Annotated in this window: 22 protein-coding genes; 5 read left to right on the top strand and 17 right to left on the bottom strand. The window is 62.5% G+C overall.

Features of this window, described 5'->3' with window-relative positions; all coding sequences use genetic code 11:
* Positions 1-554 precede the first annotated feature (554 nt).
* The 4 genes from VMI09_14935 to VMI09_14920 all read left to right on the top strand — a co-directional run bounded on the left by VMI09_14935 (position 555) and on the right by VMI09_14920 (position 4555).
* Complete coding sequence (locus tag VMI09_14935; protein HTQ25983.1) at positions 555-1400, top strand: polysaccharide deacetylase family protein; 846 nt, start codon at positions 555-557, stop codon at positions 1398-1400.
* On the top strand, positions 1397-2905 hold the full coding sequence (locus tag VMI09_14930) for an O-antigen ligase family protein (GenBank protein ID HTQ25982.1): 1509 nt from the start codon (positions 1397-1399) through the stop codon (positions 2903-2905). Before VMI09_14935 ends, VMI09_14930 begins: the two co-directional genes overlap by 4 nt.
* Positions 2906-2935: 30 nt before the next feature.
* Complete coding sequence (locus tag VMI09_14925) at positions 2936-3760, top strand: hypothetical protein (GenBank protein ID HTQ25981.1); 825 nt, start codon at positions 2936-2938, stop codon at positions 3758-3760.
* Positions 3761-3844: 84 nt separating this feature from the next.
* Entirely contained in the window at positions 3845-4555 is a 711-nt protein-coding gene (locus VMI09_14920; protein ID HTQ25980.1) for a methyltransferase domain-containing protein, read from the top strand.
* 154 nt (positions 4556-4709) lie between these two features.
* Here the strand turns inward: VMI09_14920 and VMI09_14915 are convergent, their stop codons facing one another.
* The 15 genes from VMI09_14915 to VMI09_14845 form a co-directional block, all read right to left on the bottom strand.
* Positions 4710-5492, bottom strand: a complete 783-nt coding sequence (locus VMI09_14915) for a DUF262 domain-containing protein (GenBank protein HTQ25979.1) — start codon at positions 5490-5492, stop codon at positions 4710-4712.
* Positions 5489-6937, bottom strand: coding sequence for a hypothetical protein (locus VMI09_14910; protein ID HTQ25978.1), 1449 nt, complete (start codon positions 6935-6937; stop codon positions 5489-5491). Before VMI09_14910 ends, VMI09_14915 begins: the two co-directional genes overlap by 4 nt.
* Entirely contained in the window at positions 6915-7715 is an 801-nt protein-coding gene (locus tag VMI09_14905) for a hypothetical protein (GenBank protein ID HTQ25977.1), read from the bottom strand. Before VMI09_14905 ends, VMI09_14910 begins: the two co-directional genes overlap by 23 nt.
* A 32-nt stretch (positions 7716-7747) precedes the next feature.
* The gene (locus VMI09_14900; protein ID HTQ25976.1) at positions 7748-8950 is read right to left on the bottom strand and encodes a glycosyltransferase family 4 protein; all 1203 of its coding nucleotides are present in this window, start codon (positions 8948-8950) and stop codon (positions 7748-7750) included.
* Between the two features lie 9 nt (positions 8951-8959).
* Positions 8960-10174 carry a hypothetical protein gene (locus VMI09_14895; protein HTQ25975.1) on the bottom strand — a complete coding sequence of 405 codons (1215 nt, stop codon included), beginning with the start codon at positions 10172-10174 and terminating at the stop codon, positions 8960-8962.
* Complete coding sequence (locus VMI09_14890) at positions 10171-11028, bottom strand: glycosyltransferase family A protein (GenBank protein HTQ25974.1); 858 nt, start codon at positions 11026-11028, stop codon at positions 10171-10173. Before VMI09_14890 ends, VMI09_14895 begins: the two co-directional genes overlap by 4 nt.
* 109 nt (positions 11029-11137) lie before the next feature.
* Positions 11138-12652, bottom strand: coding sequence for an oligosaccharide flippase family protein (locus VMI09_14885; protein ID HTQ25973.1), 1515 nt, complete (start codon positions 12650-12652; stop codon positions 11138-11140).
* Positions 12649-14085 (bottom strand): sugar transferase, encoded by a 1437-nt coding sequence (locus VMI09_14880; protein HTQ25972.1) that lies wholly within the window; start codon positions 14083-14085, stop codon positions 12649-12651. The genes VMI09_14885 and VMI09_14880 overlap by 4 nt, the downstream gene beginning before the upstream one ends.
* 3 nt (positions 14086-14088) lie before the next feature.
* Complete coding sequence (locus VMI09_14875; protein ID HTQ25971.1) at positions 14089-15297, bottom strand: DegT/DnrJ/EryC1/StrS family aminotransferase; 1209 nt, start codon at positions 15295-15297, stop codon at positions 14089-14091.
* Between the two features lie 7 nt (positions 15298-15304).
* Positions 15305-15817, bottom strand: coding sequence for an acyltransferase (locus VMI09_14870; GenBank protein HTQ25970.1), 513 nt, complete (start codon positions 15815-15817; stop codon positions 15305-15307).
* A gap of 20 nt (positions 15818-15837) precedes the next feature.
* On the bottom strand, positions 15838-16950 hold the full coding sequence (locus tag VMI09_14865; protein HTQ25969.1) for a Gfo/Idh/MocA family oxidoreductase: 1113 nt from the start codon (positions 16948-16950) through the stop codon (positions 15838-15840).
* Positions 16947-17720: a hypothetical protein gene (locus tag VMI09_14860; protein ID HTQ25968.1), complete on the bottom strand. Its 774-nt coding sequence runs from the start codon at positions 17718-17720 to the stop codon at positions 16947-16949. The genes VMI09_14865 and VMI09_14860 overlap by 4 nt, the downstream gene beginning before the upstream one ends.
* A gap of 27 nt (positions 17721-17747) precedes the next feature.
* Positions 17748-18821, bottom strand: coding sequence for an AAA family ATPase (locus tag VMI09_14855; GenBank protein ID HTQ25967.1), 1074 nt, complete (start codon positions 18819-18821; stop codon positions 17748-17750).
* A gap of 11 nt (positions 18822-18832) precedes the next feature.
* Positions 18833-20347, bottom strand: coding sequence for a hypothetical protein (locus VMI09_14850; GenBank protein HTQ25966.1), 1515 nt, complete (start codon positions 20345-20347; stop codon positions 18833-18835).
* Between the two features lie 48 nt (positions 20348-20395).
* Positions 20396-21028 carry a polysaccharide biosynthesis/export family protein gene (locus VMI09_14845; protein HTQ25965.1) on the bottom strand — a complete coding sequence of 211 codons (633 nt, stop codon included), beginning with the start codon at positions 21026-21028 and terminating at the stop codon, positions 20396-20398.
* Positions 21029-22036: 1008 nt separating this feature from the next.
* Between VMI09_14845 and VMI09_14840 the strand changes: the two genes are divergently transcribed.
* On the top strand, positions 22037-22396 hold the full coding sequence (locus VMI09_14840; GenBank protein HTQ25964.1) for a hypothetical protein: 360 nt from the start codon (positions 22037-22039) through the stop codon (positions 22394-22396).
* A 222-nt stretch (positions 22397-22618) separates the two neighbouring features.
* Here the strand turns inward: VMI09_14840 and VMI09_14835 are convergent, their stop codons facing one another.
* A complete protein-coding gene (locus tag VMI09_14835) occupies positions 22619-23272 on the bottom strand; it encodes a hypothetical protein (protein ID HTQ25963.1) in 654 nt (217 codons plus the stop codon).
* Between the two features lie 659 nt (positions 23273-23931).
* On the bottom strand, positions 23932-25068 hold the full coding sequence (locus VMI09_14830; protein ID HTQ25962.1) for a beta-propeller fold lactonase family protein: 1137 nt from the start codon (positions 25066-25068) through the stop codon (positions 23932-23934).
* Positions 25069-25201 lie beyond the last annotated feature (133 nt).

Raw genomic sequence — 25201 nt, 5'->3', positions numbered from 1 at the left:
GGAAAGATTTGTCGATACGCTATTAGGGATGTCCGCATTGACTCTATGGGACCAAGGTCCCATAGAATGCGCGGACGCCATCGCGGGTGCCGCCGCCGGCTTGAGAGCGCGATGCGAGGATGGCGAAAGTCGTCGATCAACGCGCCTGGACGCTCTCGATTCAGCGGGCGGATCAGAACGCGGATCACCGCGAAGAAGTCAAAGTCTCTACCGGGAAGAAATTGCCAACTAGATGAAAAATTGTGAAGCCTGGCGGCCTTACACAGCAAGCAGAGCTTAGAGTCGCCTTCATTTCACATTAATCGAAATTCGGGAATTACATCGCTTCCATGGAAGACGAACTTCCTGAACCAAGGGCTCCGGAAACAGTTGCAAAATCCATCAGCAAATCTTGCTTTGCCAAATCAGTTCTTCATGACGAAACGCCAACTCTATAGAAGCTACGACTCTCGTTAGGGCTCATTTTGTCTCGATTTCATCTGGCACCGCGATTGCTGTCCATTTAGAACGTGACTCAACGCCAAAGAAATTTTTCCGCCGCAATACCAAAGAGCATGTGGGATGTCGCGTCACATCTGACGCCGACGATTGCGGCCGAAGCAAAGACCTCGCGGTCGCCCATCTGCTCCGATGTGAGGGCGTTCATGACCGCCAAGCGAATTCCGATCGTGGCGTATCACTCGATATTGCAGAGCGGCCCGGGTGCGTGCGTGCCCGAGGCCTGGAACGCTATGGATACCGTCGCCTATGACCTTTTTTGCGCGCAGCTCGATCTTCTTTCTGCCGATGGCTGGGAAACGCTGCAGGCCCCGGCGCTCAACGAACCGAGCGCCTGGAACCTCGGCAAACAACAGATCCTGTTGACCTTCGACGACGGCCACGACAGCGATCTTCTGGCCGCTGAGGCGCTTGCCGCACGAGGGTTCACCGCCACCTTCTACATCCCCTGGGTCAACCTGGGACGACGGCATTTTCTCGATCAACAAAGCGTCACGCGACTCAGCCACGAGGGCTTTAGGATCGGCTCACACGGCATGACCCATTGCCGGCTCAAAGCGGTCAGCGCGGATCGTCTGCGGTTAGAGCTAACCGAGTCGAAACTCCGTCTGGAAGATCTCATTGGGCTGCCAGTGACCGATCTCGCAGTACCGTTCGGCAGCTACGATCAGCGCGTGATCGACGCCGCGCTCAACGCGGGCTACTCGACGATCATGACTTCTGACGTCAAACAGGCGGTGCTCGGTTCGAGAAGCAAAGTCTATCCACGCCTGCCTGTCAAATCCTGCATGACTTTTCCCGACTTTCTGACGCTGGTGCGTGGAAGCGCTTTTGCCGTTTGGCGCTGGCGTCTGCTGAGGGGCCTGTACGGACGAGTAAGGCGTTACGCCGGCTTAAGATGAGCACTTCCTCCGAACCGGTTCTTTTTCACGACTTGTTCCAGCCGCGAGCGACAACGCGGACGACCTCGGCTGTGTTCGCCTCGGCGGCCGCGCTCCTGCTGCTGGTCGCGCTCGAGAATCACGCCGCCTCCGTCCTGATTCTCTGCACTGTAATCGCGGCCGTGCTCGTGATCTACGGCGTCACATATACCGCGCATCATCATGAATGGCTGGTGTTTCCGCTCGCGCTGATCGGCCTGTCGGTGCAAACCCCCTTCTTTGGCGATCAGACTCTTCGCGCGGGATTTCACTACGTGGCGCTCGCTCTGTTTTGCCTGCCGACCCTTCCGTTCGTGCTTCGGTCAGGAATCCTTCGCACCGGAGGATTCAGAATCTATACGCTTTATTTCGCATGGGGCGCCGTAACGATCGCGTATTCGCTTGCGCCGGTGTATTCGCTCGCCCGTCTCGTCGAAGCGGTCATGGTAATGATTGCGATCGCCGCCTGCGTGCTCGAAATCCATGAACCTGCCGACGTGACGCGGCTTTTGCTCCGGTTTCTGCTGGCCTGCACAATAATCCTGATAATGGTGGCGGCAACCGCGCCGATATTGCCGCACGACGTTGCCTGGCAAAGCCCCCTCGAAAGCTACACACCCAACGAACTGGCCAGCATGGCTAAAGCAGGCATTATCGTGGGCGGACTCGATCGCTTTCGCGGCCTGTTCGATGGACCTAACGACCTCGGCACATTCATGGTCCTGGTGGTCGGCCTCGCGGCCGCATGCTGGCGAACGGCGCAAAGACGCGGCCGCTTGATGCTTGCCCTGGTGATCGCGGCGGCGGTGGCGCTCGACGTGCTCGCGGACTCGCGTTCGTCCTTCGTTGCGGTCGCGCTCGGGGCCGGCCTTTTCGCGATCTGGAGATGGCGTTTCAGGGGATTTCTCCTGTGCGCCGGAATATCGCTCGCAATTGCGCTGGTGATGCTTCGCAGCGGGATGTTCGCCTACGTCGGGCGCGACGTCACCACTCTGACCGGACGCACCGACATCTGGGACTACGTTATTCAAAGGATTCGCGACCAGCCCATCCTGGGCTATGGGTACGAAACGGCGGGTGCCGTGTTCGACAGCAGGTATTTCCCGATCTGGTGGGGACCGTGGGACATGGGACCGCATAGCTCGCTGCACAATGGCTATTTGGGGCACGCGATCGGAGTAGGAATTCCCGCCACTGCGCTGTGGCTATATATCGTGCTGCGGCCGTGGGTCTTCGCCCTCAGGCAGCGAGAGGATCCGTGGAGCCTCAAACCTATATTTTTCCTGATAGTGGTGCCGATACTGATCAACAACCTCTCGGAACAACTGCTGGGCGATTTCGGCGGCGGAGCGGTCGCGCTGCTATTCGGCCTGGTCTGGGCCATCGCAGAGCGTTACCGGGTGCGCACGCTGCGCCAGCGAGAGGCCGATCGGAAGGCCGATCTGGCCGCGCTGCCGAAGGCCGTGAGCGCCTTACTGTCGGCCTAGAGAGAACGAAACTGTCCGGGCGACCGGAGTGTGGACGTGACCCGCATAGGGCGAAAGGTACTTTTAGCGCTGATCACGGCTGGCTGGTTCTGCCGTTTCGCCGCTGTCGCATGCGCGGCGGATATCCTATCTGGTTATTTTCCCACCCTGCCGCCGCATGCATCGCTGCCGAGCGGCGCGCAATGCACGGCTGCAGTGTTGTCGTCCGCCCCGGCTCCGGAATTACGCGTCCAGAACGCGGCGGCGAATCGCACGACTCCGACGCCGGAACAACTGGCGAAGTTCCATGCCTTTCCCGTCAAAGGCAGCTTTGTGCCGCCATCGGATTTCGCGCGCGTCGACGGAGAATTCACGGGCACTACCGACCAGATACTTCGATGGGGCGCGTGCAAATGGGGAGTGGATGAAAATGTGGTCCGTGCCCAGGCCGCGGCCGAATCGCACTGGCTGCAGAGCACCGTGGGCGATTCGACCAGCGACCTTTCTCTATGTCCGCCGGGGAGCGGTTACCCGGGCGCCTGGGACGGCGGCCACTGCATGCAGAGCTACGGCATCATGCAGATGAAGTACAAATCGTTCGGCGGTTGGCCCCTCAGCAAGGACAGCACTGCCTTCAACGTGGATTTCAGGCTCGCCTATCAACGCGCCTGCATGAACGGTGATATCAGCTACCTTCCCCAGGAAATTCCGGCCCTTGGATATCCGCGATATCCTAACGGCGACACCGACGAGATGCTGTGGGGATGCATGGGCGACTGGTTTTCCGGCGATTGGTACGACAGCGGCGCGCTCAAGTATATCGCCGAAGTCAAGTCGCTATTGGTCCGCGAGGGCTGGCTCCATTCGCAGTTCTGAGCGGGCAGCGCACTGCAGATACCAAGCGGCTGGCCAGACAGAGACAACGAACTATCTGCGACGAATCACGAGCGCCGCGTACCAATGAAGACAGCACTGGATAACTTAGTGCGTAAGACGATAGATCGTGCGGAGCATTGTTCTGGTTGGCTGCGCAAATGGCAGCGAATCGAGCCGTTGGGCGAACCGGTCAAGCTCAATCTAGGCAGCGGGCTTTATGTCGCGCCCGGATGGATCAATATCGATGGCAGTATAAAGACGCTGTTCGTGAAAATGCCGCGGTCCGTGCTAAATGTAGCGCTTCCACTGACAAACGTTAGAGCTGATTTTTCCCCCGACGAGTTCACGAATCTGGTGCGTGAGCATCGGTTTGTCTTTCACAACCTGAAATATGGCATACCTCTCGCGGACTCTTCCGTCGATTTCATTTTTTGTTCCCACATGCTGCATCACCTCTATCGTGATGACGCTTTGGCGCTTCTCCGAGAGGCCGTCCGAGTTCTGAAACATAACGGCACTATGAGAATTGCCGTCCCCGATCTCGAATACATCGTCGCCCTGTATCGCGAGGGAAAGCGCGAGCAAGCCCTGGAGTATTTTTTCTATCCGAAGAAACCGAGAGGTGACTTATACAGGCGCGCTTACCAATATGATTTCGTACTTTTGAAGGCCTTGATGGAAGAGGCCGGCGTCAGAAACGTGCGCCGCTGCAACTTTCGCGAAGGCCGAGTCCCCGACCTGGATCGGCTCGATCGCATGCCCGAGGAGACTTTGTTCGCGGAGGGAGAGGGTTAACGCAGCGTGAACTATCCGGTTACGCCCGGGCAGCAGCCCACACGATGTTCTCTTCTCAAACGGCTTTTTACGCGCTGAGTGAACGGACGAGGCCGATGGCGCCGCTGTTCCGGGTATCGACCGAGCCGCGCGATGCGGCGCGCGCGGTGCGCAGTCAACCGCGGCGGGCTCCACGAAGCGCGGTCGGGATTTCTTCCATCGCGAGTTTAAGCAGCAGCCTTCGAAACCGCATTCCCCTGCTATTGAGCCGGGCGAAGATCTCGAGCACGTGTTTGCGTTCTTGCCAGACCAGAGTTGCCGCCAGCTCTCGCCGATCAAGCATGCTGACTCGGCTTAGCCGCCGGTAAAGTTCCGCCAGGTCCATCCCGAGGCAGCCCTTCTCGGTCTTCAAGGTCTCGACGAGTTTATGCAGTTCGCTTATGCCGCGTGCTTCATCCGGATCGAGCGCCAGCAGCCGGCTGACTGGAACCAATCGCGCATCGCGCGCTGCGTCGCCTGCGCGCGTGGCGACGAAGGCCGCGGCCGCATCGGCGCCGGCATCGAAACAGGGCTCGAATCCTGGCGGCATTCGCCGGGGAGATTCGGCTGCTCTGCGCCTGAACCAGATCGGCTCGCGCCCGGACAGGATGCAAAGAGAAGTAAGGCGCTGATGGCCGTCGGCGATCCACCATCGCACCCGGCGCTCGCCATTGCCTTCTTCCTGTGCGCGCCATAGAAGTAGCGAGCCGAACGGATAATTGCGCCACAACGAGTCGGCAAGAGCGCATACCTGCGAGGGGCGCCACACAAACTGCCGCTGAAATTCCGCAATGTCCCACTCGCCGGATACGCAGCGCTCGACCGCCTCGCGCACCGTGATAACGCGGTACGCGTAACCAGCCTCGTGGTTTGCGTTTTCATCCTTCGCTCCGAAGTTGCCCGCAAGGTCTTCGTTCATGACCCGCCTGCCGGCTGTGTCGCGTAAATCTGCGCGCCGTTGGCCGGTGTCGCGTGCGGGGCTTCGGCTGCGATCACCTGGGCGGCGATATCGTGGAGCGACCGCGACGGCATTTTTTTGGACGAAGCGAACTTCAGAACCTCGTCGAAATGCGAGAGATCGCCGCCTCTATCCCAGAAGCGCGAAAAGCGCCGCAGCCCCAGGTCCTCGGGATGCGCGAGGGCGATTATAGGCAGGCCGAGCACGGCCATCGCGAGCATCCGATCGCGCGTCAACGAGACGGCACGATATCGATGCAAAACGACGAAGCCTGAACTCGCATCGACGCGCGCGGCCCTCGCGTCGCCCGGCGATGCGGGAAAATACGGATCGGAGCAGGAGGCAAGGCGCGGCTCCTCGACGCTGGCCATAAATCCCGCGCGCGTGAGCATCGGAAACTGTCCCGGCGCTGCGCGCTCGAACGGGAAAATCATGATCGGCTGAAAGCGGATGCCGAAACGGCGCTCGATTCGTCCGACCGTGCGCTGACCCCGCGCGAGGTCGGCCGCGGGATCGGCGATGACGCGATGGTCGACGTGACGGTATAGCCCATGCCACGCGAAACCGATCGAAAATTGTTTCATCGCTTCCACGTAACTGCGGCTTGGGTGCGCATGGCGCGGCGTCCAGGCAAAATCCGTGTGCGTCCCCGGGCACAGACGCTCGATATGGCTGAGCAGGGCGGAGACGGGCATGGTGTTGAAGTGGTCATAGTTTATCGGCCGGTCGTCAATCGTGAGATTGAAAGGCGGCAAACACTCCGGGTCGATTCCGGCCGCTCGGTTGACCGCAAGCAAGGCGCCCGCAAACAGAGGGCGCGCCTCGCGCGCGGCCAGGCGTGCGACGATGGGCGCGTCGGCGCCGGTCTCGTCCTCCGGATTCAGGTCATGGATGATGCATCCGCCGCCGTATTGAAGCGCGAAAATCGCGGCGCGCTTGACACCGTCAACGTGCCGCACGACGAGCAGCTCCTCAGCCCCCGGGATAAAGCCGCACTCGACACCCGGTGAATTGAACAGGCCGCCTGTGGCTTCTTCGCCACGGAGTGCCGCCGGAAGCATCGGGCTTTCCGTGAACCTGTATCCGACCGCGCGGCGCTCGGGCGCTAGCGGCGCGTCGAGGGGAGCGAACGGCGCAAGGTCGAGCTTGTCGGCGCCTGGAGCGATGCCACGAACGTAGAGCGTCGCGCCCTGGCCGACCGCGCTCGCGAGCTGCGATCTCTGATAGACGGGAAGCTGCCGCAAACGCGACGCGCCGATCGCGACGATCCCTTGGCGCGCGGCCTCGCCCGGCAACGCCTCGGCGCCGCGGCAATGCATCAGGCGTGCGCCGCGCACGCGCGCCAACCCGGCAACGGTCGAGTTGGCGCCCGTCTCCTTGCTGTCAACTAGAAAGCAGGTCGCCATTGCGCCTGGCCGATTCGCGCCGCGACGGTTGACGCTTCCCGGTTTCTTGCGCGGGCGGAGGCACCTCCTGGGCGCGCGCCGCGTTTGACTCGAGGATCGCGTCGAGCATTGCGGAGCCGGCAATCCTGCGCAGCAATTGGATGTTCGGGATGACGCAATGGCCACCGATAAAACCCGGGAAGTACCGCGTGCGAGGCAGGAAAGGCACCTCCTCGAAAAAATCGATCGCCTGTTCGTAGTCGGCGCCGACGCGGCGAGCGTAACGATCGAGGTCCTGGGCGAACGCGATCTGCACGCCGAAGTAGGTTGTCTCCGCGAGCTTGGCCAATTCGAGTGTCTCCGGCCTGTCCATCCGCCGCGTCTTCATCCCGAGGTCCGCGAAATGGCGCTCGGCGGCAGCGGCGGTTTGTTTAGCGGGTGCGGCCACGTACTTGACGTAATTGAGAAGATCCTGCGCCATCCGCACGTGCTTGCCGCGCACAGGACTGTAGGCGACGGGTTTGCCGGTCCGCCGCGCGAGCGCGCTGGTGGTTCCGGGCAGTACCGTGCTGTTGACGATGGTTAACGCGGGATCGAACCGTTCGATATAGCCGCACGCCGCGGCCTCGAACTCCGCGCTCGCGCGGAATGGAATACAGATATGCATCACGGCGATCGGCGCGTTGAACTCGCGCGGCTCGATATCGTGACGCAGAACAGGCTGGTGGTGCTCGATGACTTCCGCCAGCGCCCCGCCGACCTCGCCGAGGCCGACGACTAATGTCTCCCCATGTTTCACTTCGCTTCCTCCCTTTCGGGCAAAGTTTCGCTTCACGCCGCACGCTCCGGGCCGTAGCTTTCCGCCGCTGGCGGTTTGCGCAGCAGCGCGTCGACCGCGCTGTAGTATTCCGCGCGCTGGACCGGCCATCCAATTCTTTCGACGGCGCGGCGGGCGTTGCGCGCAAGCTCGGCGCGCCGCGACGGGTCGCGGTAGAGCTCGACGATCGCTCCCGCCAGATCGTCGCGATCTCCCGGTTCGAAGAATCGCACTGCGCGCTCGCCGAAATAGTGTTCGATAGTCTGCAGGCGTGCGGCGATCGCCGGAACGCCGAGCGCCGTGTAGTCGAGCAACTTGACCGGAAGCATCAGATGCGTCGCGTTGCTTGCGCGATTAGGCACCAGCCCGGCGTCAGCCTCGGAAAGTAGGCTCGGCAGTTCGTCGATCGGCACCTGGTTGACGAAGCTCACGCATCCTTCGAGGCGCCTGCGCGCGACGAGCCGGCGTGCCGCGTCGAGATGGTCGCCATCGCCGATTACCATCAGGCGCAGGCCGGGAACCTGCGTTCGCGCGAGCGCTATTGCTTCGATCGCGATATCCAGTCCGAGCCGATGTGTCACCGTGCCGTGACAGGCCAGCACGAACTTTCCATCGGCGCGCTTGCGCGCCGCCGGCGCGGCGCTGAAAAGCGCAGGGTTGGTCGCATTCATCACGGTTCTGATCTTGCGCTCAGGGACACCCGCCCGGATGAGGCGTGCGCGGTGAAGCGCGTGCACGGCCAGCACCGTGTCGGCGCACCCTGCGCTGGTGCGCTCCTCCAGCATCAAGAGCTGCGCGCCGATCGCCCCGCGCCGCCCGCCGAATTTGTCCTGATAGAGCTCCGGCATCGTGTCGTGGATGTCCAGCACGATCCTGCTGCCGCGCAATCGCGCCGGCAGCGCGCACAGCACAGCCGCGTCAGGCATGGTGCAAACGATCGCGACGTCATAGCGTTTCGCCCAGCTCAGCCGTACCACCGCCCATGAGGCTTTAGCGAAAAACCGAAGGTAGCTGCGCATGTAACTGGAGCGGCTGGCGCCCCGATAGCGCGGCATTTTGAGGCCAATCACGTTGACGCCGCCGATCGTGCCGTTATGGCCACTGTCCAGACAGAGCACGTCGACATGATCGCCGCGTTCGGCCAGCGCCTCCGCGTGACGCTTAACGCGGCCGTCGTGGACATAGGTCGTGTATGCAATGAGGAGAAAGCGGGCCACGATGCGCTCCTAGTTCAAGATGGGATGTGCGGTAAGGCGCAGCGGGGCGGCGCGCTCGGCCCCTGGGCCACAGATGCGCGGTTCACCGTTTTCGATCCGGAGTTCCAGATGGGCCCGCTGTTTCCACCAATGCGCCGCTTCGGAGGGCAGCGCGCGCCACGCGAGTTCGATCTCGCCAAGCCGCTTGAGGAGTTCCCGGTAGGCCTCGAAGTAAGCGCCGTCGCCGCAGTAGTCGGGATGGGTGAGCGTGAGAATCATGCCGCCCAGCGAGGCGATCCATTTCGCCTTCATCACCCACACGGGCAGCGGGGCGCGGCGGAGAAGATGAATCAGCGTGTGGTCCTGCGGCAGCGTGTAGGGCAATTCGATCATTCGCGACAGATGGAACGGGAAGAGGCTGCAGGTTCCGCCGGGCTGCGGTTCGTAGGGATCGGTGTCGGCGAAGCTCAAGTCGAAGTCGAAGTCCATGGTGGCGATTGCCTGCGGATCGCGCAGCGTCGAAGGCGCGCGGAAGCCGCGGAGGTCGTGCTCGGCGGCAAGCCGTTCGAGAATGGGCGCGAGTGCGGCAAAGTCGCGATGGCTGCGAAACAGGCGGCCATCGTGAGAGAGGCCATGAGCGCCGAACTCGAAGCCGCGCGCGCGCAGGTGCGCCACGCGCTCCCAATCGATCGGGTATTGTGCGAGCGGCAGGTTAAAGGAGGAACGAAAGCCGTGCTCCTCCTCGAGGTCGGCGAGCGCCTCCATCCGCGCGAAACCGCGCGGACTTTCCACGTCGTGCGTCAGCACGATGCAGCATCGAGCGTTGCCGGGCCAGAAGCCGATGTGCCATCCGTCACTCGCGCCGCAGACCTCGAGCGCCTGCCTCGCCCAGCCGCGCCACAATTCGATTAGTGCGCTCTCGCACGGCCAGCTCGGAAACTGAAGACACGCGCGCGCGCGGATCGCTGCCGAGTTGAGGCGATGTCGCAGGCTCGGCGGAATGAGGCGTTTGACCCGGTAGTACGCGCGCATCGCGGAGGGCGGATGACGGTCGACTTCGGGCAGATACTGTTCCAGCAAGAGCCGCTCCGCAGCCCCCGCCGACGGCCCGATCGTCGGCTCCAGCGCGCCGCGCCACTGCTCCGGCAGTTTCCAGAAGGTGAAGGCATCGTTGCGCCCGGTGAGCTCAACCCGCGACCCGCCTGGCGAAAGCGCGTCACGCTCAACGGATAATTTGAGGCTCAACGCCATACCGACTCCATCAAGAGCAGTCTGCGTAGCTGTTGACGACGCACGAATCTGACCAGTGCCGGCGAGACTGGCCGCGGCGAATGGCGCATCGCACCCTCCAGGTATCCCGCCGCAAGCCCGAGGCCGCCGATTATCGGCGGCCACTTGAGCGCGAGCCTGAGCGCACGCGCCATGAGGAAAAGCGGCGAATAGCCGACGTTATATGCCGCCCTGCCGGCCGCCTTGCGTCCCCGCCAGAGCCCGCCGGCGGCGCCCTGCGGGCGATGATGATAGGCGCGGATCTGCCGAAAGCTGCGCGTGCCAAACCCGAGCATCATCGCACGCACTTCGTCGATCGTGTCCCAGCCGAGTCCGGCTTCCAGCCCTCCGATCGCCGCGAAGCAGGCGGTCGAGTACATCTTGGCTGCGCCGCGGGTGTGAAACGACGGCGCGGGAACCTCGCGCCAGCGCGCGCCATGGATTTCGTACAGGGTCGGGCCGGCGATGCCCAGGCGCGGGTCCTTTTCCAATTCCGCCAGCAGCAGCTCGGCAAACTCAGGCTTGAAGGACAAATCGGCGTCCAGCCGGAGGATTGCGTCGTAGCCCTCCCACGCGTCGCGCGGCAGAAAGCGCATGATCACCGACTCGCCGCCCGGCGCGCGCGCGCGGCCGCGCGGCAGATGCTCCGGTTGGATCCACGGATGATAGCGCGCAGCTTGATCGAGAATCTCGCCAGTGCGATCGGACGACCCGTCGTCGATTACGATCCAGCGCCCGGGCTTGTGCGTCTGCGCAACCATCGCAACCAGCAGTCGCGGGAGAAGCCGCTCCTCGTCCCGGGCTGGAGTTATGGTGATATAGTTTTTCATGCGAGCTAACCGCAGATAGCGCGGCTGAGCGCGCCCCTCACGGCACTCGATGAGTCCGTCGTCATCCGCCCCGCTTCAGTTTGCGCGCCGATCCTCAAGCCCGTGATGCTCATGCTTGCGCCTCCGACGCTTTGGGCCGCGCGCCAGCGGACGGAACAAAGGCTTTCGCGATGAGATCCATCGCGTTCGAGCGCTCCATCCAGAGGTAAACGAGCGCCGGCGGCAACGCCGCGGCGAGCAGGATTGTCGGGCCGCCGCTCGAAGCAAAGATCGCGAGCGTCCTTCCGCCGATCGTTGCCAGCGCGCACAGCGCAGTGAGCCTCAGCGCCGGCATCGCGGACCACGCGAGCTTGCGGAAACTCAATCCGAGCAGCGCGCACGCGAGCGCCTGGCCAATAACGCTCACCACGCCCTCGACCACGCTCATCCCGGCGCTCACGCCCAGGAGTTCGAATCGCGCCAGGCCCAGCACCGCGGCGACTAGAAAGCCCAGCCGCACGCCATGGAGGTACATGTCAATCACCGGGCGATTCTTGCTGAAGAAGACCGAGCCGATTCCGAGCCGCAAGCCGCTCAGCGCCAGGCCGGGCGCGAGCAGCCTCATCGGCAGCGCCGCGGGAATCCATTGCGGACCGTAGATCGTGCCCAGGATTTCCGGGGCCGCGATCGCCGCGCACGCCGCCAGCGGAAGCACCACCCGCGCCATGTAGTCGAAGAAGTCGAGATAAGCGCGGGAGAGCGCTTCGCGGTCGTCCTGCAGGATGCAGAAGGCGGGAAAGGTAACGCGTCCGGCGACCCGATGCAGGCGGTCGGGTACGAAGCGCAGCACGTCCCACGCCATCGAATAGAAACCGAGCGCCGAGCTCCCGAGCAGACGCCCGACGAGCAGGTAGTCCGCGTTCGAGGAAAGGACGTAGATGATTCGGCCGCCCCAGGCGGCGATGGAGAAGTGCGCGAAATCGTACGCTGCCTGCCTGCGCGGCAATCCGCGCGGAAATCCGGGATTCGCAATCCAGATTGCGATCGCGTGCACCGCGAAACGCGCGGCCAAACCTCCTGCCAATGCCCACGCCGGCATCCCGCGCCACAGCACCAGTAGGGCCACCGCAATGAAGCCGATTTCCGCCGCGATATCCGCAATCGCGAGGGCGGTAAAGTTGAGCGCTCGCCGGAGGCGAGAAGCGGGGACTACCGTGGTTGCGTCGAGCAGGATAGGCAAGCAGAGCAGCCGTTCACCACCGGTCAGATTCGGCGTACCCATGGCCGCCGCGATCGCAGGCGCGGCGGCATACAGGATAAGGACCGAGCAGGTCGCTGCCACCATGCCCAGCCACCAGGCCGTCGCTTCATGCGCCGCGGTCAGCTCCTTGCGCTGCACAAGCGCGTCTGTGATTCCCGCGTCATTGCTGAGAGTCGCGAACACGCTGACTACGAGCAGGATCCTGAAGATGCCGAAGTCTTCGGGGCGGAGCGCGCGCGCCAGCACCACGAAGCCGCCCACGCGCACGCCTTGAACTACGAACTCGGCGATTACGTTGTCGCGCACGCTGCGCGCGACCGCCTCCCAGAGCGAATGACGCGGTTCTCGCCGCTGGGCAGCGGGCGGGGCGGACGGATTGCTCATACCCCGCCTCCGCGCAACATCGCGGGAACAGTTCGCGCCAGGATTCGCAGATCGCCGGCAAACGACCAGCCCTGCATATATTCCACGTCAAGCCGGACCATCTCGTCGAACGAAAGACGATTGCGGCCGCTGACCTGCCATAAGCCGGTTATTCCAGGCGCCGCCTGCAGACGCCGGAGATGCCAGGGTTCGTAGAGCTCCAGCTCGTATGGCAGCGCGGGGCGCGGCCCGATGAGGCTCATCTCGCCGCGAAGCACGTTTATGAGTTGCGGCAGTTCGTCGATGCTGAAGCGGCGCAGCCATCGTCCGACCAGGGTCACGCGCTGGTCGTTAGTGAGCTTGAACACGCGATCGCCGCCGTCGCCATTGCGCGCCGCAGCATCGCCCTGACGGATCCATTGGCGCACGTAGTCGCGATGCGAGGAGTCGTCGCCGGACGCTCGCATCGTGCGCAGCTTGAGCATGTTGAAAAGCCGCCCGCGTATTCCGACGCGCGTCTGGCGGAACAGGATCGGGCCCGGGTCGAAGAGGCGGATCGCGAGCGCGCCCACGGCCAGCACTGGCGCGGAGGCGGCGAGAATCAGCGTTGCCGCGACCACGTCAAAGGCGCGCTTGAGCGCGAAGTTGAGGCCCTCGATATTCGAGCCGAGTGGACTGATGAGCGGCACCACGCCGAACATTTCCACCCGCAGGCCGCCGTTGGGCCACTTCGCGAGCGACGGCATCAGCCACCAGCGCAGGCGTTGTCGTTCGCACAGTCCCATGATCCTTTCCTGCCGCTCGCGCGTCGCGTCGGGCAGCACGACCGCGGCTTCAAGGGAGGGGTAGAGCGCGGCGATTTCGCCCAGGCGTTCGGCGGGGCCGAGTACCGGACAGCCGCGGTACTCGCGCACCTCGCAATCGTCGTCGAGAAAGCCGATTATCTCGTAGGGCGTCATCTCGTCGAGAATCTGATCACACAGGTAGCGCGCAAACCGGTTGCATCCGATCAATACGAGCGGAATCGCATTCTTGGGATTGGCGTAAAAGCGCCGGATGCACTGGCGCGTCGCCATCCGTTCCACGATGACGGCCGGAATGCTCAGCAGATAACCCACCATCACGGTGAGCCGCGAAACATCCAGGTGCGCGAGGAATCCGACCAGCACCATCAAGAGCGCCGCAAACGAGCATCCGCGGACGATCCCGGCTAACTCGTGCAGGCCGCCGTTGCGCATCCGGTAAAGGTCGCAGGCGCGAAACACCATGACCCACAGGCACACGATGGCCAGCACGTCGACACAAAGCAGGACCGGATTGTTCCGCAGGAGCCGCCCCTCCATCGCGCCCGACGGATCGTGCAGCATCAGCGCCACCGCGAACGCGGCCATCAGGGCGAGGCCGTCACAGGCTGCGAACAGTGCCTTTTGTCTCTGTAGTTCGCCGGCGAACATGCTTCACTCGCCATGCTCCGGGGGGAGTGCAGAGACGGCCGGGTTTCGGCGATGTTCGCCGGCGAATATGACTGGCGGCTTGCGCGCGGCTGCGATCACGGACTCGGCCACGCATCGCACTTCAGCGTCGGTCAGGTGCGGATGCATCGGAAGCGACAGCTCGGTGTCGGCGATGCGTTCGCTAACCGGAAAATCTCCGGGCCGATAACCAAGGTCGCGGCAGGCCGGCTGCAGATGCAGCGGCACGGGATAGTGGATGCCGCACTCGATGTTTCGGCCGAGCAGGGTCTGGCGAATCGCGTCGCGCCGGCGGCTGCGGATCGCGTAGAGATGGTACGCCGAGGCGAACCCCTCGGGTTCGACGGGCAGCACGAGCCCGGTGCCGTCGAGCAGTTCCCGGTAGAGTTCCGCTACTTCACGCCGGCGCCGGTTCCAGTCCGCCAACCGTTCGAGCTTCACGCGCAGCACCGCTGCCTGGACCGCATCGAGCCGCGAATTGTAGCCGTAGTCCTGATGTGCGTAATGCGAAAGGCGCCCGTGGTCGCGCAGCAATCGCACCCGCTCCGCCAGTTCGTCGCTGTCGGTTGCGATCGCGCCGCCGTCGCCCCATGCGCCAAGATTTTTCCCCGGATAGAAGCTGAAGCATCCGGCGGCGCCCAGCGTTCCCGCGTAGCGCCAGCGTTGGCCGTCATGAAACGACGCGCCATGCGCCTGGCACGCGTCCTCGACGATCCTGAGGCCGAACTCGATCGCGATTTCCTGGATCTCGCGCATCGCCGCGGGCAAGCCGTACAGATGTACCGGGACGATCGCGCGCAGGCCGTGCGGCGAGCGCCTGCGCCGCTCGACCAGGTAGCGGCGCAGCGCGTCAGGGTCGATGTTGCAGGTCTCAGGATCGATGTCGACAAGCGTCGGTCGCGCGCCGGTCTGGCGGATCGCCGCGGCAGTCGCGATAAAAGTCATCGGTGACGTAATCACCTCGGTGCCCGGTCCGACTCCGATCGCGAGCAGCGAGAGGCGGAGCGCATCGGTGCCGTTGGCAACCGAGACGACGTGGCGCACGCCGAGGTAAGCGGCGAACTCCTCCTCAAAGGCTTTTACCTGGGGGCCGCCTATGTAGCCCGCACTCAGATGGATTTTCACCAGTTCGCGTTCGACGCGTTCGCGAACTTCCGCAGTCTGTGAAACCAAATCGGCAAATTTGATCTGCATTGAAACCTCACTTCTTCGTCTGGTCATAGGACGTATCCACCTGGAACGTATCTACGTCCCGTACGCGGGCCGGATTGCCGGCGACCACCGCGGCAGACGGCACGTTGCGCGTCACCACCGCGCCGGCGCCTATCATCGCGCCCTCGCCGATTTCGACGCCGCAAAGGATCACCGCGCCGCTTCCGATCGACGCTTTGCGCCGCACCGTCGTCGTCTCCATCTTCCAGTCGCGCTCGGTTTGCGGCGTGCCGTTGCCCGTGGTCGCGCGGGGCTTGCGGTCATTGATGAAGACCACGCCGTGGCCGACGAACACTTCGTCCTCGATCGTTACGCCGGAGCAGATGAAGCTGTGGCTCGAGATCTTGCAGCGCCGGCCGATCGTGGCGCCACGCTGGATCTCGACGAACGCGCCGAGGCGGGTGTCGGCGCCGACCTCGCAGCCGTAAAGATTGACGAACGGGCTGAGCCGCACGCGCGCGCCAAGGCGCACGTCGCCGGCCACGCAAGCGTACGGAGGCATCTGGATATCGGCGCCCATAGCTACACGCGCGCGGGGTTCTCCACCGCGACCTTGCGTCCCCCGTTTTTCAGCGAAAGATTGGCGGCGTGCAGCACGCTCACCACGCGCGCACCCGAAAGTCCGTCGGTGCGCGGCGCGGCGCCGCTGCGGATACAGTCGGCGAAGTGCTCGCACTCGGCCTTCAGCGGTTCTGCCTCCTCGATCCGCGGAATCTGGATGTCCCCGTAGCGGTAAGAGAACTGGAAATCGCCGAAGGTATCGTAGTAGCGCTGCACATCGACGCCCTTGTCGTAGATGCGAATCTTTTCCTGGGGCGCTGTATCGTCGTACACCAGCATCTTGCGCGACCCGACGATGGTGGTACGGCGGATCTTGTTGGGGTCGAGCCAGCTCACGTGGACAAACGCAATCACATTGTCCGCGAAGTGCAATCCGAGCAGCGCCACGTCCTCGACTCCGTTGCCGTAGTGGCTCTGCCCCTGGCAGCTCACCGCCTCCGGCATCCGTCCGATGATCATCAGGATGATCGAGATGTCATGCGTGGCGAGGTCCCAGACCACGTTTACGTCGTGCTGGAACAGTCCGAGGTTGGCTCGAATCGAGCTGACGTATAGGACCTCGCCCAGTTCGCCCGCGGAAATGACCTCGTGAATCTTGAGCACCGGCGCGCTGTACTCGAACGTGTGTCCGGCCATCAGCACACCGCCGCGCCGCCGCGCGATCCGCATCAGATCGGCGGCCTCCGCCGGCGACATCGCGAGCGGTTTCTCGACCAGCACCGACTTGCCCGCCTCCAGCACGCGGCGCGCCATCGCGTAATGGCTGCTGACCGGAGTTGCGATGATCACGCCCTCGACGTCCGGATCCGCGACCACGTCCTCGAAGCGCAAAGCGGTTTCGGCAGCGGGAAAGAGGCCGCGGACGCGTTCGCAGCGGCGGCGGTCGAGGTCGCAAGCGATAATCCGATCGGCGGACTGCAGTTGATAAAAATTGCGCACCCAGTTGGGTCCCCAATAACCCAGGCCGACCACCGCGACGCCGCGCAGCCGTCGCACCGCATGCGTATTCGCGCTGCCATTGCGCTCGAGCTCCCGAACCCCCGCAACTTCCGTCGCATCCGCAAATAGATTCATCTTCCCAACAGTCTCCGTATTGGCTTTGCAACCGGATCGGTTGCATCGTTGAGGATCACGCCGGCCGGAGCGCGGCTCGCCGTGCGCAGCGCGCTTGCGGTCGTCGCCAGCTCGCGCCGCTCCGTGTGTCCCTGGCGCACGACCATCAGGATAGGATCGGAGGGCCGCGCGAGCGGCAGCATGCGCGCGTCGAGCCGGGTCACCCCGAGGTCGACGATCACGGCCGGATACGCGCTAAGGAGCATCTCGAACTCGACAAACAATTGCGGCTGGGAATCCGGATTCGAGACGCAGCAGGTCACCAGTTCCAGCCGCGGCCATTCGGTTGCGCGGATTTGCAACGCACCGTCGAGGACGAGCTCGGGCGTTCGGCGGCCGGGATGCTGAAAAAGGCGATGGAGCGATGGATGGCGCAGGTGCGCGTCCACCAGTACCGTGCGCAACCCGAGGCGCTGGCTGATATCGATTGCGATCGCGGTCGCCACCGTCGAGACGCCATCGCCCGGACGGCATCCCGTCACGAGCAATCGCGTAGACCTCTCGACCACCGCCAGCGGCGCGAGCCGCTCGGTCAGGTTGCGGATCGCGCCCGCCCGCGCGACCGCCGCCGGCACGTGTTCCAGGGTCGGCAGCGTGACCAGCGAGTGAGGCGCGCCGTAGCCGCTGTTGAGCAGCGAGGTGTTGGCGCCCGACATCTCCTCGGCACGATCTGGTTCAGGCGGCCGATCGGCTACTGGAGGCCGGGTGATCGCTTCGTAGTATTTGCTCATGTGATTGTGCACCACGATTCGGCGATGTCAGCCGCCGATGATCGTCTCCAGCGCCGGCAGCGGCAGTGCCGGCAACTTTTCCGTTTCGGGAACCACGGGGGCGGTCTGCGGCCGCAGCGCTTCCCCACGCTGGGTCGCGTGCGTTTCACGCGACGTTGGCCAGCTTTGTGACGACCAGGCGTATAAAGCGCCGAGCGCGGCGAGGACGAGAACACCCACGGCGAGCGCTGCCTGTGCGAGGCTCTTCGGCTGCGGCGCGGCCTGCGGTTGTTTGCGGGTGCTCGATTTGCCGGCGAGCGGAACTTCAAATTCGCTGACCGCGGCGGTGGCCATCTTCAGGCTGACCCTCGTGCGGCCTGCCGCGAAGCCGAACAGCAAAGCGTTGTGGCAGAGCACATTTGCGCGGCGCGGGATTCCACTGCTGTGCCGCACCAGGTGTTTGAGCGCGGCCGCAGCGAATATCTTTTTTGCCGTGCCGCCCTTGGTCCGCAGACGGCTGTCGATATAGTCGAGCATCTCATCAGGCTCGAGCGGCGTAAGCCGCGCGCGCGAGCCGATTCGGTCGTTGAGCGCGGCCATCCGCGGCTCCGCCAGGCGCTCGGTCAGCTCCGGTTGGCCCACGAAGACGATTTGCAAGCGGCGCTCGGCGCCCGTGTCGAGATTGGAGAGCAGTCTGAATTCTTCCAACGTCTCATCCGCGAGGTCCTGGGCTTCGTCGATGATTATCGCGAGGCGCTCGCCGGGCGTAAGATCGTCGAGCAGCTGTCGGAAAGTCTCGCTCAACTCAAGCCTCGATTGGCCGGCTGCAGCGCGGAAAAGCTGCGCCAGTATCACCTGCATCATCTGCTCGAAGTCCAGTTTCGGGCTGGAGATATAGGCGTTGCGGACGTTGGCGTAGCATCGCGCCAGGATCGAGCAGACCAGCGTGGTTTTGCCGATCCCGCTTTCGCCCACCAGCAGCGTGAACCCGGTCGGTTCGTGGAGCAGGCTCCACTCCAGCGCGGCCAGACCCTCTCGATGGGTCTTGCTCAGGTAGAGCGCGCCCGGCATCGGTGTGAACTGGAACGGCGGGCCGCTCAGTTTGAAGTGCTGATGGTACATCGCGCCGCTCTTTATGCCTCGTTGCGAAGGACCGCGATGGTGGAGATGCCGCTCTCTTCCTCGACCGCGGCGGCGGAATAGAGCCTCGGATCCCTCTCTTCTTCCCACCATGCGGCGGCAAAGCCTGTGACGAAGGCCAAAACGGCGCCGGCCAGGAGATTCAGCCAGATGACCGGGAAGACCGGACTCAGCGGATAGGTGGGCGCCTGCGCCAGGCTGACGTTCAGAATTTTGTTCAGGTTGAGACCCTGCGCCGCGCGCGCCTCTTCGCTCTTGCGCACGTACGCGAGGTAGGCGTCCTTGTCGTTCGTCACCTGCCGCTGCAGCCGGTCGATCTCGACGCCGTTATTGACCATATCGGTAAGCTGCGCGTTCATCGTTTGGGCCTGTTTGCCGAGCACCTCGTGGCTGGCCTGGAGCGAAGCGGCGTTGGCCTGTGCCTGCTCAAGGTTCTGGTCGAGAGTGACCCAGACCGGGTTGAGGTCGGTGCTGGCCTCCTGCACCTCGAGATGGTCTTCGCGGTTGAGGATGCGATGCGCCGCGGCGAGTTTCGCGTCGATCTCGGTAATCCGCTTGCTGGTGGGCTGGTAGCGGCTGAGCAGGTCGGCGCGTTCGGCCTCAAGCTGCATCACCTCGGGTTTGATTTGCTGCAGCGCGAGGTTCTGGACCGAGCGTGTCTCCTTGTTGATCCGTTGCGGCGTACCCTGGAGTTCTTTGGTCAAAGAGGCGACCTGCTGCTGAGCCGAGGCGAGGTCGGTTGAATTCTTGGCCTCCTGTATCTGCAGGTCGGAGAGCCGCGTCACCAGCGCCTGCTTCTGATCGGACAGGCTGGTTATTCCCGTCTTGACCTCGAACTGGCGCAGCCTTTCCTCCGAATCGTTGAGCCGCTGATTGAGCTGCTGTGCCTGCTGGTCGAAAAAGTGTTCCGCTTCGGGGTCGTTCGAAAGGCCGGCATGATATTCCTCGTACTGGGTAATCAGCCGCGACAGAAAGTCGTGAGCCCAGCGAGGGTTGCGCGCATTGAAATCGATTTCGATGACGTTGGAGCGTTTGATTACCGAAACGCCGACATGACGCTCGAGCTTGAGCGCCCATTGATCACGCGGGTCGACGGACGGCGAATCGTGCAGCAGCCGGTAGCCGGCGCTCGGCAGTTGCATGGCCAGGCCGAAGGTGTCCTGCAGCAGTCCCGAACCCATGCTGTCATACGGCAGCGGGAGCCCTCCGATCGCCAGCTTGATCAGATGAATGCTGGTCAGCAGTTCGACTTCGGAATTCAGATCCTGCTCGCTCACGGGGTTGGTGAAGATGGCGGGATTCTGCGAAGACTCTGTTTGCAGATCGGGTGAGACCAGCAGCTGCGCGCGATTATTCTGGACAAAGATCTTGGCCGTGGACCGATAGGTCGCCGGCCATAGAAAAGTGCCGAGCACTACCAGCCCGAAGACGATCCCGGCGGTCTCCAGGAACGCGTTTTTGCGCCGGAACAGGACCTCTATCCAATAATTGAAATCGCGCTTTGCCATAGCCGTACCACTCCTCCGGGCAAATTCCCCTCTACGCTTGCGCGCGGGTCAGATCCCCGGTGTCAGCGAGAGATATGGCTCGACCGGCAGCAGGCCGCGGATGTACTGCTGGACGAACAGATCCATGTTCGCGATCCTGCTGCGCGGCACTACCAATACGTCGTATGGCATCAGCGCGGCGTCCTCGCCCTTGTCCGGATTATCGACCGCGCTCGCCAGATCGAGCCGTTCTCCCGTCGGCCGGCCGCACGCGTCGCGCCGGATCAGCACCACGCTGTTGTTCGCCGCGTCCGAGGTCACTCCGCCCGCGTCGGCCAGCGCCTGCAAAGCCGTCATTCCGGGTTCCAGCGGAAACGCGCCTGGATGGTTGACCTGGCCCTGCACATAAACCTGGCGTCCCGGCATGTTCTTCACGATCACCGCAGCGTCGGGCGAGCGGAGCTCGGTCAGGTAGGCCTTGTCGAGATTTGCGGCCAGCTGCGACGGCGTCAGACCCGCCGCCGGCACCGACCCGATCAACCGCAGCGTTATATGGCCGTCGGGACTCACTGGGACTTCGTCGTTGAATTCGGGATTGAGATAGAAATTTATCGCCAACTGATCACCGGACTGTATGTGATAGCTCTGCGGGTCGTTCGACGCTTGAAGCGCACCGGCGCTCAGGCATTGCTCCGGCGACATGTTTGATGCTTGAAAAACGTTCTTGACGTCGCCCCGGGAAGCCGAGGCCGCGCATCCGGCGATGACGAGCGCGCACAATGCGAGACGCAGGCACCCTCGCGAAGGTGTCAGCAGCATCCGGTGAGATCCTTTGCTGCCTCCGTTAACGCACGCTTTGTCGCGCTGCGAATCAGAGCTGCAATGCAAAGAGGGCGACCCCATCATTGTGCTCTCCCTATGGCTAACGTCATCGTCGTGCTCGCGTCGTGGTATTCCCATGCTTTCGGTAATTGACGCTTCACGCAGGTCGTGGGTTTATCAAGGCAAGCCTCATGCCGCTGCGCAGCGATTGAACCAGGCACGTTTTTCGGGGATGTCGCGGAAAAGTCCGGTAAAAATCACACGGCGCGGAGCAACTTTTTCCCCCGGCGATTTCTAGCTGATAAATACGGCACGCGCCTGAGCGCGATCGGGCATCGGCGCAATCTTCGTCACGCTTGAGATGTAACGTGATGCCTGCTGAAGTCGTCTTTCCCGTAATGTGAAGAGGCTTTCCGAAACCTGGCGAAGATGCTCGGCAACGTATCGCGCGACACGTTTTATTTATTTCGTTTTGTCCGTGCCCTTGCCACTATCTCCGACGTAAAGCTCGAATCAAAGCAACGTTGATTCCTTCGCCAGCAACCTTTTCTTCCGTGCCGCGTCTACTCAGGCGGCGCCGGCGCCTGCACCGGCAAAGCGTCGCCGGCCGGCGGCGGCCCCAGCGTGCAGTCGCGCGAACCGTGGGAGCTTCGATGCCCCGCCCCCGCCAGCTGGTCATAGAAAAAATCTGCCATCACCTCTAGAAGGTGGAGACGCCCGACGCGCTGCCGCCTGAGGTCCTGGCAAGTGCGCGTGCCCTGCTCGATTCGCAAGCCTGATGGACCCTGGGTGACTAAGCCGGGCATGATGCCGGGCCGCCCGAACGTTCCAAGCAATCTCAATCACAGCCAGCGGCCCGATGAACCTCTGCGGAAGGGAGTAACGACCATGAGCAAGTTCCGCGGTCTCTCAGTAGGGGTGCTTGGGAAACCGCTCGGTCCTGTCGGAGATATCTTCATGGACTTTTCTGCGCTTCATTTGGCGCCGAAAGACCTGCTACGCGGCAGTCAACTCTTCGGCGCTCTTGAAGCTATCAGAGCTCAGCTCCGCAGGCACTCGGCCTGCCAGAAAATAGAGTACATCTGCATCCATTTTGAGAAGCTTGGCGAGTTGCTCGAGGACTTCATCGGACGGCTTGCGGCGCGTTGCAAGGTATACACTGTGCCCGCTTGGCCAACGAAAATCGTCACGCTTGCAGGTGCGAGAGCGAATATCCGCCGCGACGAAACGGACGAGAGAGGTTCTTAGCTAAATGTTCCCGCCGTTTGAGGCGAGCATCGATTTCAGTCTCCCTTCCTCATCGGGGATCAATTTGAAACCGCTCCGAAACCCTTGAAAAATCGAAGCTTTGCAGGCTGAATCTTGTGGATACTCCTCGCAAGGGTCCCGTTTGCATGATAACGGCCTCGGTTTGCAAAGATCACAGAATTGCTGGTTTCTATTTGTTATCAAGGGACCAGGATTGTTGAGTCATAATAAATGGGTTGGGAGTGACACTGATCGCGCCAGGAAAAGGTAATCGAGAGCAATGATCAGCACTACGACCAGCGCTAGCGTAGCTGCCATCGTCGCGGTCATCATGACATGCATGCCGAAGTGTTCGAAGCCGAAGAGATAAGTGTAGCCGGTAGTGATCGCGGCTCCGAAGAATACGATCCACCAGACTACGCCAGGAATATGCCCTTCGACAGCGGAGAGGCGGCTGCTGCGCGCCTGATAGAGCTGGTTCCAGCTCTTGAGAAGCTCGGCCTCGATAACCGCTTCGCCCAGGTTCTGCGGTCGGATTGTGGCGATCGCACTGTCGAGCTCACGCAGGGGTTTCCATCCTTGCTCGGGTACTTTGCCAGCCCTCTGGATCGGCCATTCAATATCGATGACCACGCTGACGTAACGGGCCACAGCATCTCGGATTTCTTTTCCCTTAGCCTGCGGTAGGCCCTGGGTATCGAGGTAGATGCTGCCAGCGAAGTCCGATTCCTTCTCCACGATATTGGACGCCTCGCTGAAGGACTCCCATGTAGCGATGGCGATGAAGGCCAGCAAGACCGCGTACAACACACCGATGACGGCGATGGTGAAGCCGGCAAGATCGTTGTGCGCCCGGCGCAATTTGACATGCACCAATCGGTGAAATATTAGTAGCCCGCCGCATGCGACGGCTGTAAAGCCCGCAACCAGGATGCTCCCCCACAGCCATGTTGGATTGTTGTAGATCCAATCGACAATCGTACTCTTCCCTCAATCGATAATTATCGATTTAATATTCGTATTCTAAAGTGGTCTTCTTGTTCGTGTCGATCTTATCGATGAATTGAAGATTCAACTAGTGAGATGTTTCGTAAATAGCAGTAACGTTAGGCTGCAGCCCGTACTCCTGCCAGATGCGATGGGCGGTGGCCACCGACAGACCGACCTCCACGGTCAACCGCCGCACCCTCCAGTGGGTCGCGGCCCTGGGCTTGCGCAGCACGCCGGATTAGCAACTATGTTGAAAGCGCGTTGCCCACAGGGTCCACCGTCGTCGTACATGGGGGCTCCTGCCGTGCGCGCGGCCCGGTCAACTGTTCGAGCCGCCGACCAGGGTTTTACGGTCTGCCACGCCCGCTACCATCTTGATACGCCGATCTGCAGATACAAGGTGTTTGACCAGGGACAACCGGACGCAAAAGCCTTCGCAATGCGTGTTCCTGGCCGCCGACCGAATAAATTTGCGGAGCACAGGCGAAGCGATCGGCCGTGGTTCGCGTCGAAAGCCAGTCCGCCTGCTCGCCGTGCAGAAAACTCTAATGAAAGAGGGGCTGTAGTTGGCCGTCGTTCCCGATTGCATAAGCGCTCACTTCATTGGCATCGACATTGGTCACGTAGAGAACGTTGCCGTTCGGGGTTACCGCAATAGCCTTCGGGCGTGGGGCAGCCAGCGTCTTTGGGCCTGGCAGCGCCAGGAGTGTTCCATCCGCACCAATACTGTACCCCCAAATTTCATTGCTGTTGAAATTCGTCACATAGGCGAATCTTCCGCGTGAATCGATCGCGATCCCGAGTGGGTTCAGGCCCGTTGCCACCGGCGATCCCGCGAGCGTGCGCGTTGCGCCGGTTTGTTGGTCCAGCGCCAATTCCGAAATCGTACCGTCGCCGGCATTGACCGTATAGATGAACCCGCCGCTCGGCGCTATCGCCAGAGCGCTCGGCTGAAATCCGGTCTGGCTCTGGCCAATCTGAGTGAGCTGTCCGGTTTGCGCTCCGATAAGGTAGGTCGTCAGAGTTGAGTTGGCGGCGCTCAGTACGTGAACGTATCTGCCACGTGGATTCGCGGCAATCGCAACCGGTGCGCTGCCGATGGTAATCGGCGAGCCTGCAATTCGGCTCAACGTGCCAGCCGACTGGTCGATGCGAAATGCTGAGAGGCTGTTGTCGATCGCGCTCGTAACATAGAGGAAATTGCCGGTCGCGTCGGCGCTGACCCCGACCGGGCTGAATCCTGCGGGGCTCGGCGCCCCGGCTTGAGTCAGCGTGCCCGCAGCGGAAATCGCGTAGCCGGACACATTCTGTCCTCCGGAACTCGCGACATAAAGAAACCGGCCGTTGCTCGTGACGCACAGTGCCATCGGATGAAGTCCGGTCTGGAACGGGCTTCCAGCGACTGCCACAAGGCCGCCAGTCGATTTGACTGTGAAAGCCGAGACAGTGCCGTCGAGTAGGTTTGCAGCGTAAAGGTTGCTGCCGCCCGGCGTTATCGCGATCGCAACCGGCTCGCCACCGGAGAGAAATTGAGTCCCTGCAGGGCCAGGAGCCTCCCCGGTGGCCAGGCGCTCGGGTGTGACATTTGTAACCGACGGCACGCCGCATCCCGCGATGAGCATGATCGCGATAATCGCCGCTGCTTGGGACGTCGCCCATACTCGTGGGATAGAACTATTCATTGGTCTGAAGACGCCGTGCGTTGCGTAATGGCGGTACCATTAAATTCAGATGCGCGGTTTTTCAGCAAGCTGACCTTTGGTCGTATTTGGCGACCGACCTGGTAGTCTCCCCTGAGACTGGACGAGCGGCGAC

The organism is Candidatus Binataceae bacterium, from assembly GCA_035500095.1.
GTDB lineage: Bacteria > Desulfobacterota > Binatia > Binatales > Binataceae > JAKAVN01.
This window is presented reverse-complemented; position numbering and strand designations above follow the sequence as displayed.

Excerpts from the sequence above, each read along its gene's own strand:
- VMI09_14935 (HTQ25983.1), top strand. The coding sequence starts at position 555 with ATGTGGGATGTCGCGTCACATCTGACGCCGACGATTGCGGCCGAAGCA.
- VMI09_14930 (HTQ25982.1), top strand. The coding sequence starts at position 1,397 with ATGAGCACTTCCTCCGAACCGGTTCTTTTTCACGACTTGTTCCAGCCG.
- VMI09_14920 (HTQ25980.1), top strand. The coding sequence starts at position 3,845 with ATGAAGACAGCACTGGATAACTTAGTGCGTAAGACGATAGATCGTGCG.
- VMI09_14915 (HTQ25979.1), bottom strand. The coding sequence starts at position 5,492 with ATGAACGAAGACCTTGCGGGCAACTTCGGAGCGAAGGATGAAAACGCA.
- VMI09_14910 (HTQ25978.1), bottom strand. The coding sequence starts at position 6,937 with ATGGCGACCTGCTTTCTAGTTGACAGCAAGGAGACGGGCGCCAACTCG.
- VMI09_14890 (HTQ25974.1), bottom strand. The coding sequence starts at position 11,028 with ATGAAAAACTATATCACCATAACTCCAGCCCGGGACGAGGAGCGGCTT.
- VMI09_14885 (HTQ25973.1), bottom strand. The coding sequence starts at position 12,652 with ATGAGCAATCCGTCCGCCCCGCCCGCTGCCCAGCGGCGAGAACCGCGT.
- VMI09_14880 (HTQ25972.1), bottom strand. The coding sequence starts at position 14,085 with ATGTTCGCCGGCGAACTACAGAGACAAAAGGCACTGTTCGCAGCCTGT.
- VMI09_14875 (HTQ25971.1), bottom strand. The coding sequence starts at position 15,297 with ATGCAGATCAAATTTGCCGATTTGGTTTCACAGACTGCGGAAGTTCGC.
- VMI09_14870 (HTQ25970.1), bottom strand. The coding sequence starts at position 15,817 with ATGCCTCCGTACGCTTGCGTGGCCGGCGACGTGCGCCTTGGCGCGCGC.
- VMI09_14865 (HTQ25969.1), bottom strand. The coding sequence starts at position 16,950 with ATGAATCTATTTGCGGATGCGACGGAAGTTGCGGGGGTTCGGGAGCTC.
- VMI09_14860 (HTQ25968.1), bottom strand. The coding sequence starts at position 17,720 with ATGAGCAAATACTACGAAGCGATCACCCGGCCTCCAGTAGCCGATCGG.
- VMI09_14855 (HTQ25967.1), bottom strand. The coding sequence starts at position 18,821 with ATGTACCATCAGCACTTCAAACTGAGCGGCCCGCCGTTCCAGTTCACA.
- VMI09_14850 (HTQ25966.1), bottom strand. The coding sequence starts at position 20,347 with ATGGCAAAGCGCGATTTCAATTATTGGATAGAGGTCCTGTTCCGGCGC.
- VMI09_14845 (HTQ25965.1), bottom strand. The coding sequence starts at position 21,028 with ATGTCGCCGGAGCAATGCCTGAGCGCCGGTGCGCTTCAAGCGTCGAAC.
- VMI09_14840 (HTQ25964.1), top strand. The coding sequence starts at position 22,037 with ATGAGCAAGTTCCGCGGTCTCTCAGTAGGGGTGCTTGGGAAACCGCTC.
- VMI09_14830 (HTQ25962.1), bottom strand. The coding sequence starts at position 25,068 with ATGAATAGTTCTATCCCACGAGTATGGGCGACGTCCCAAGCAGCGGCG.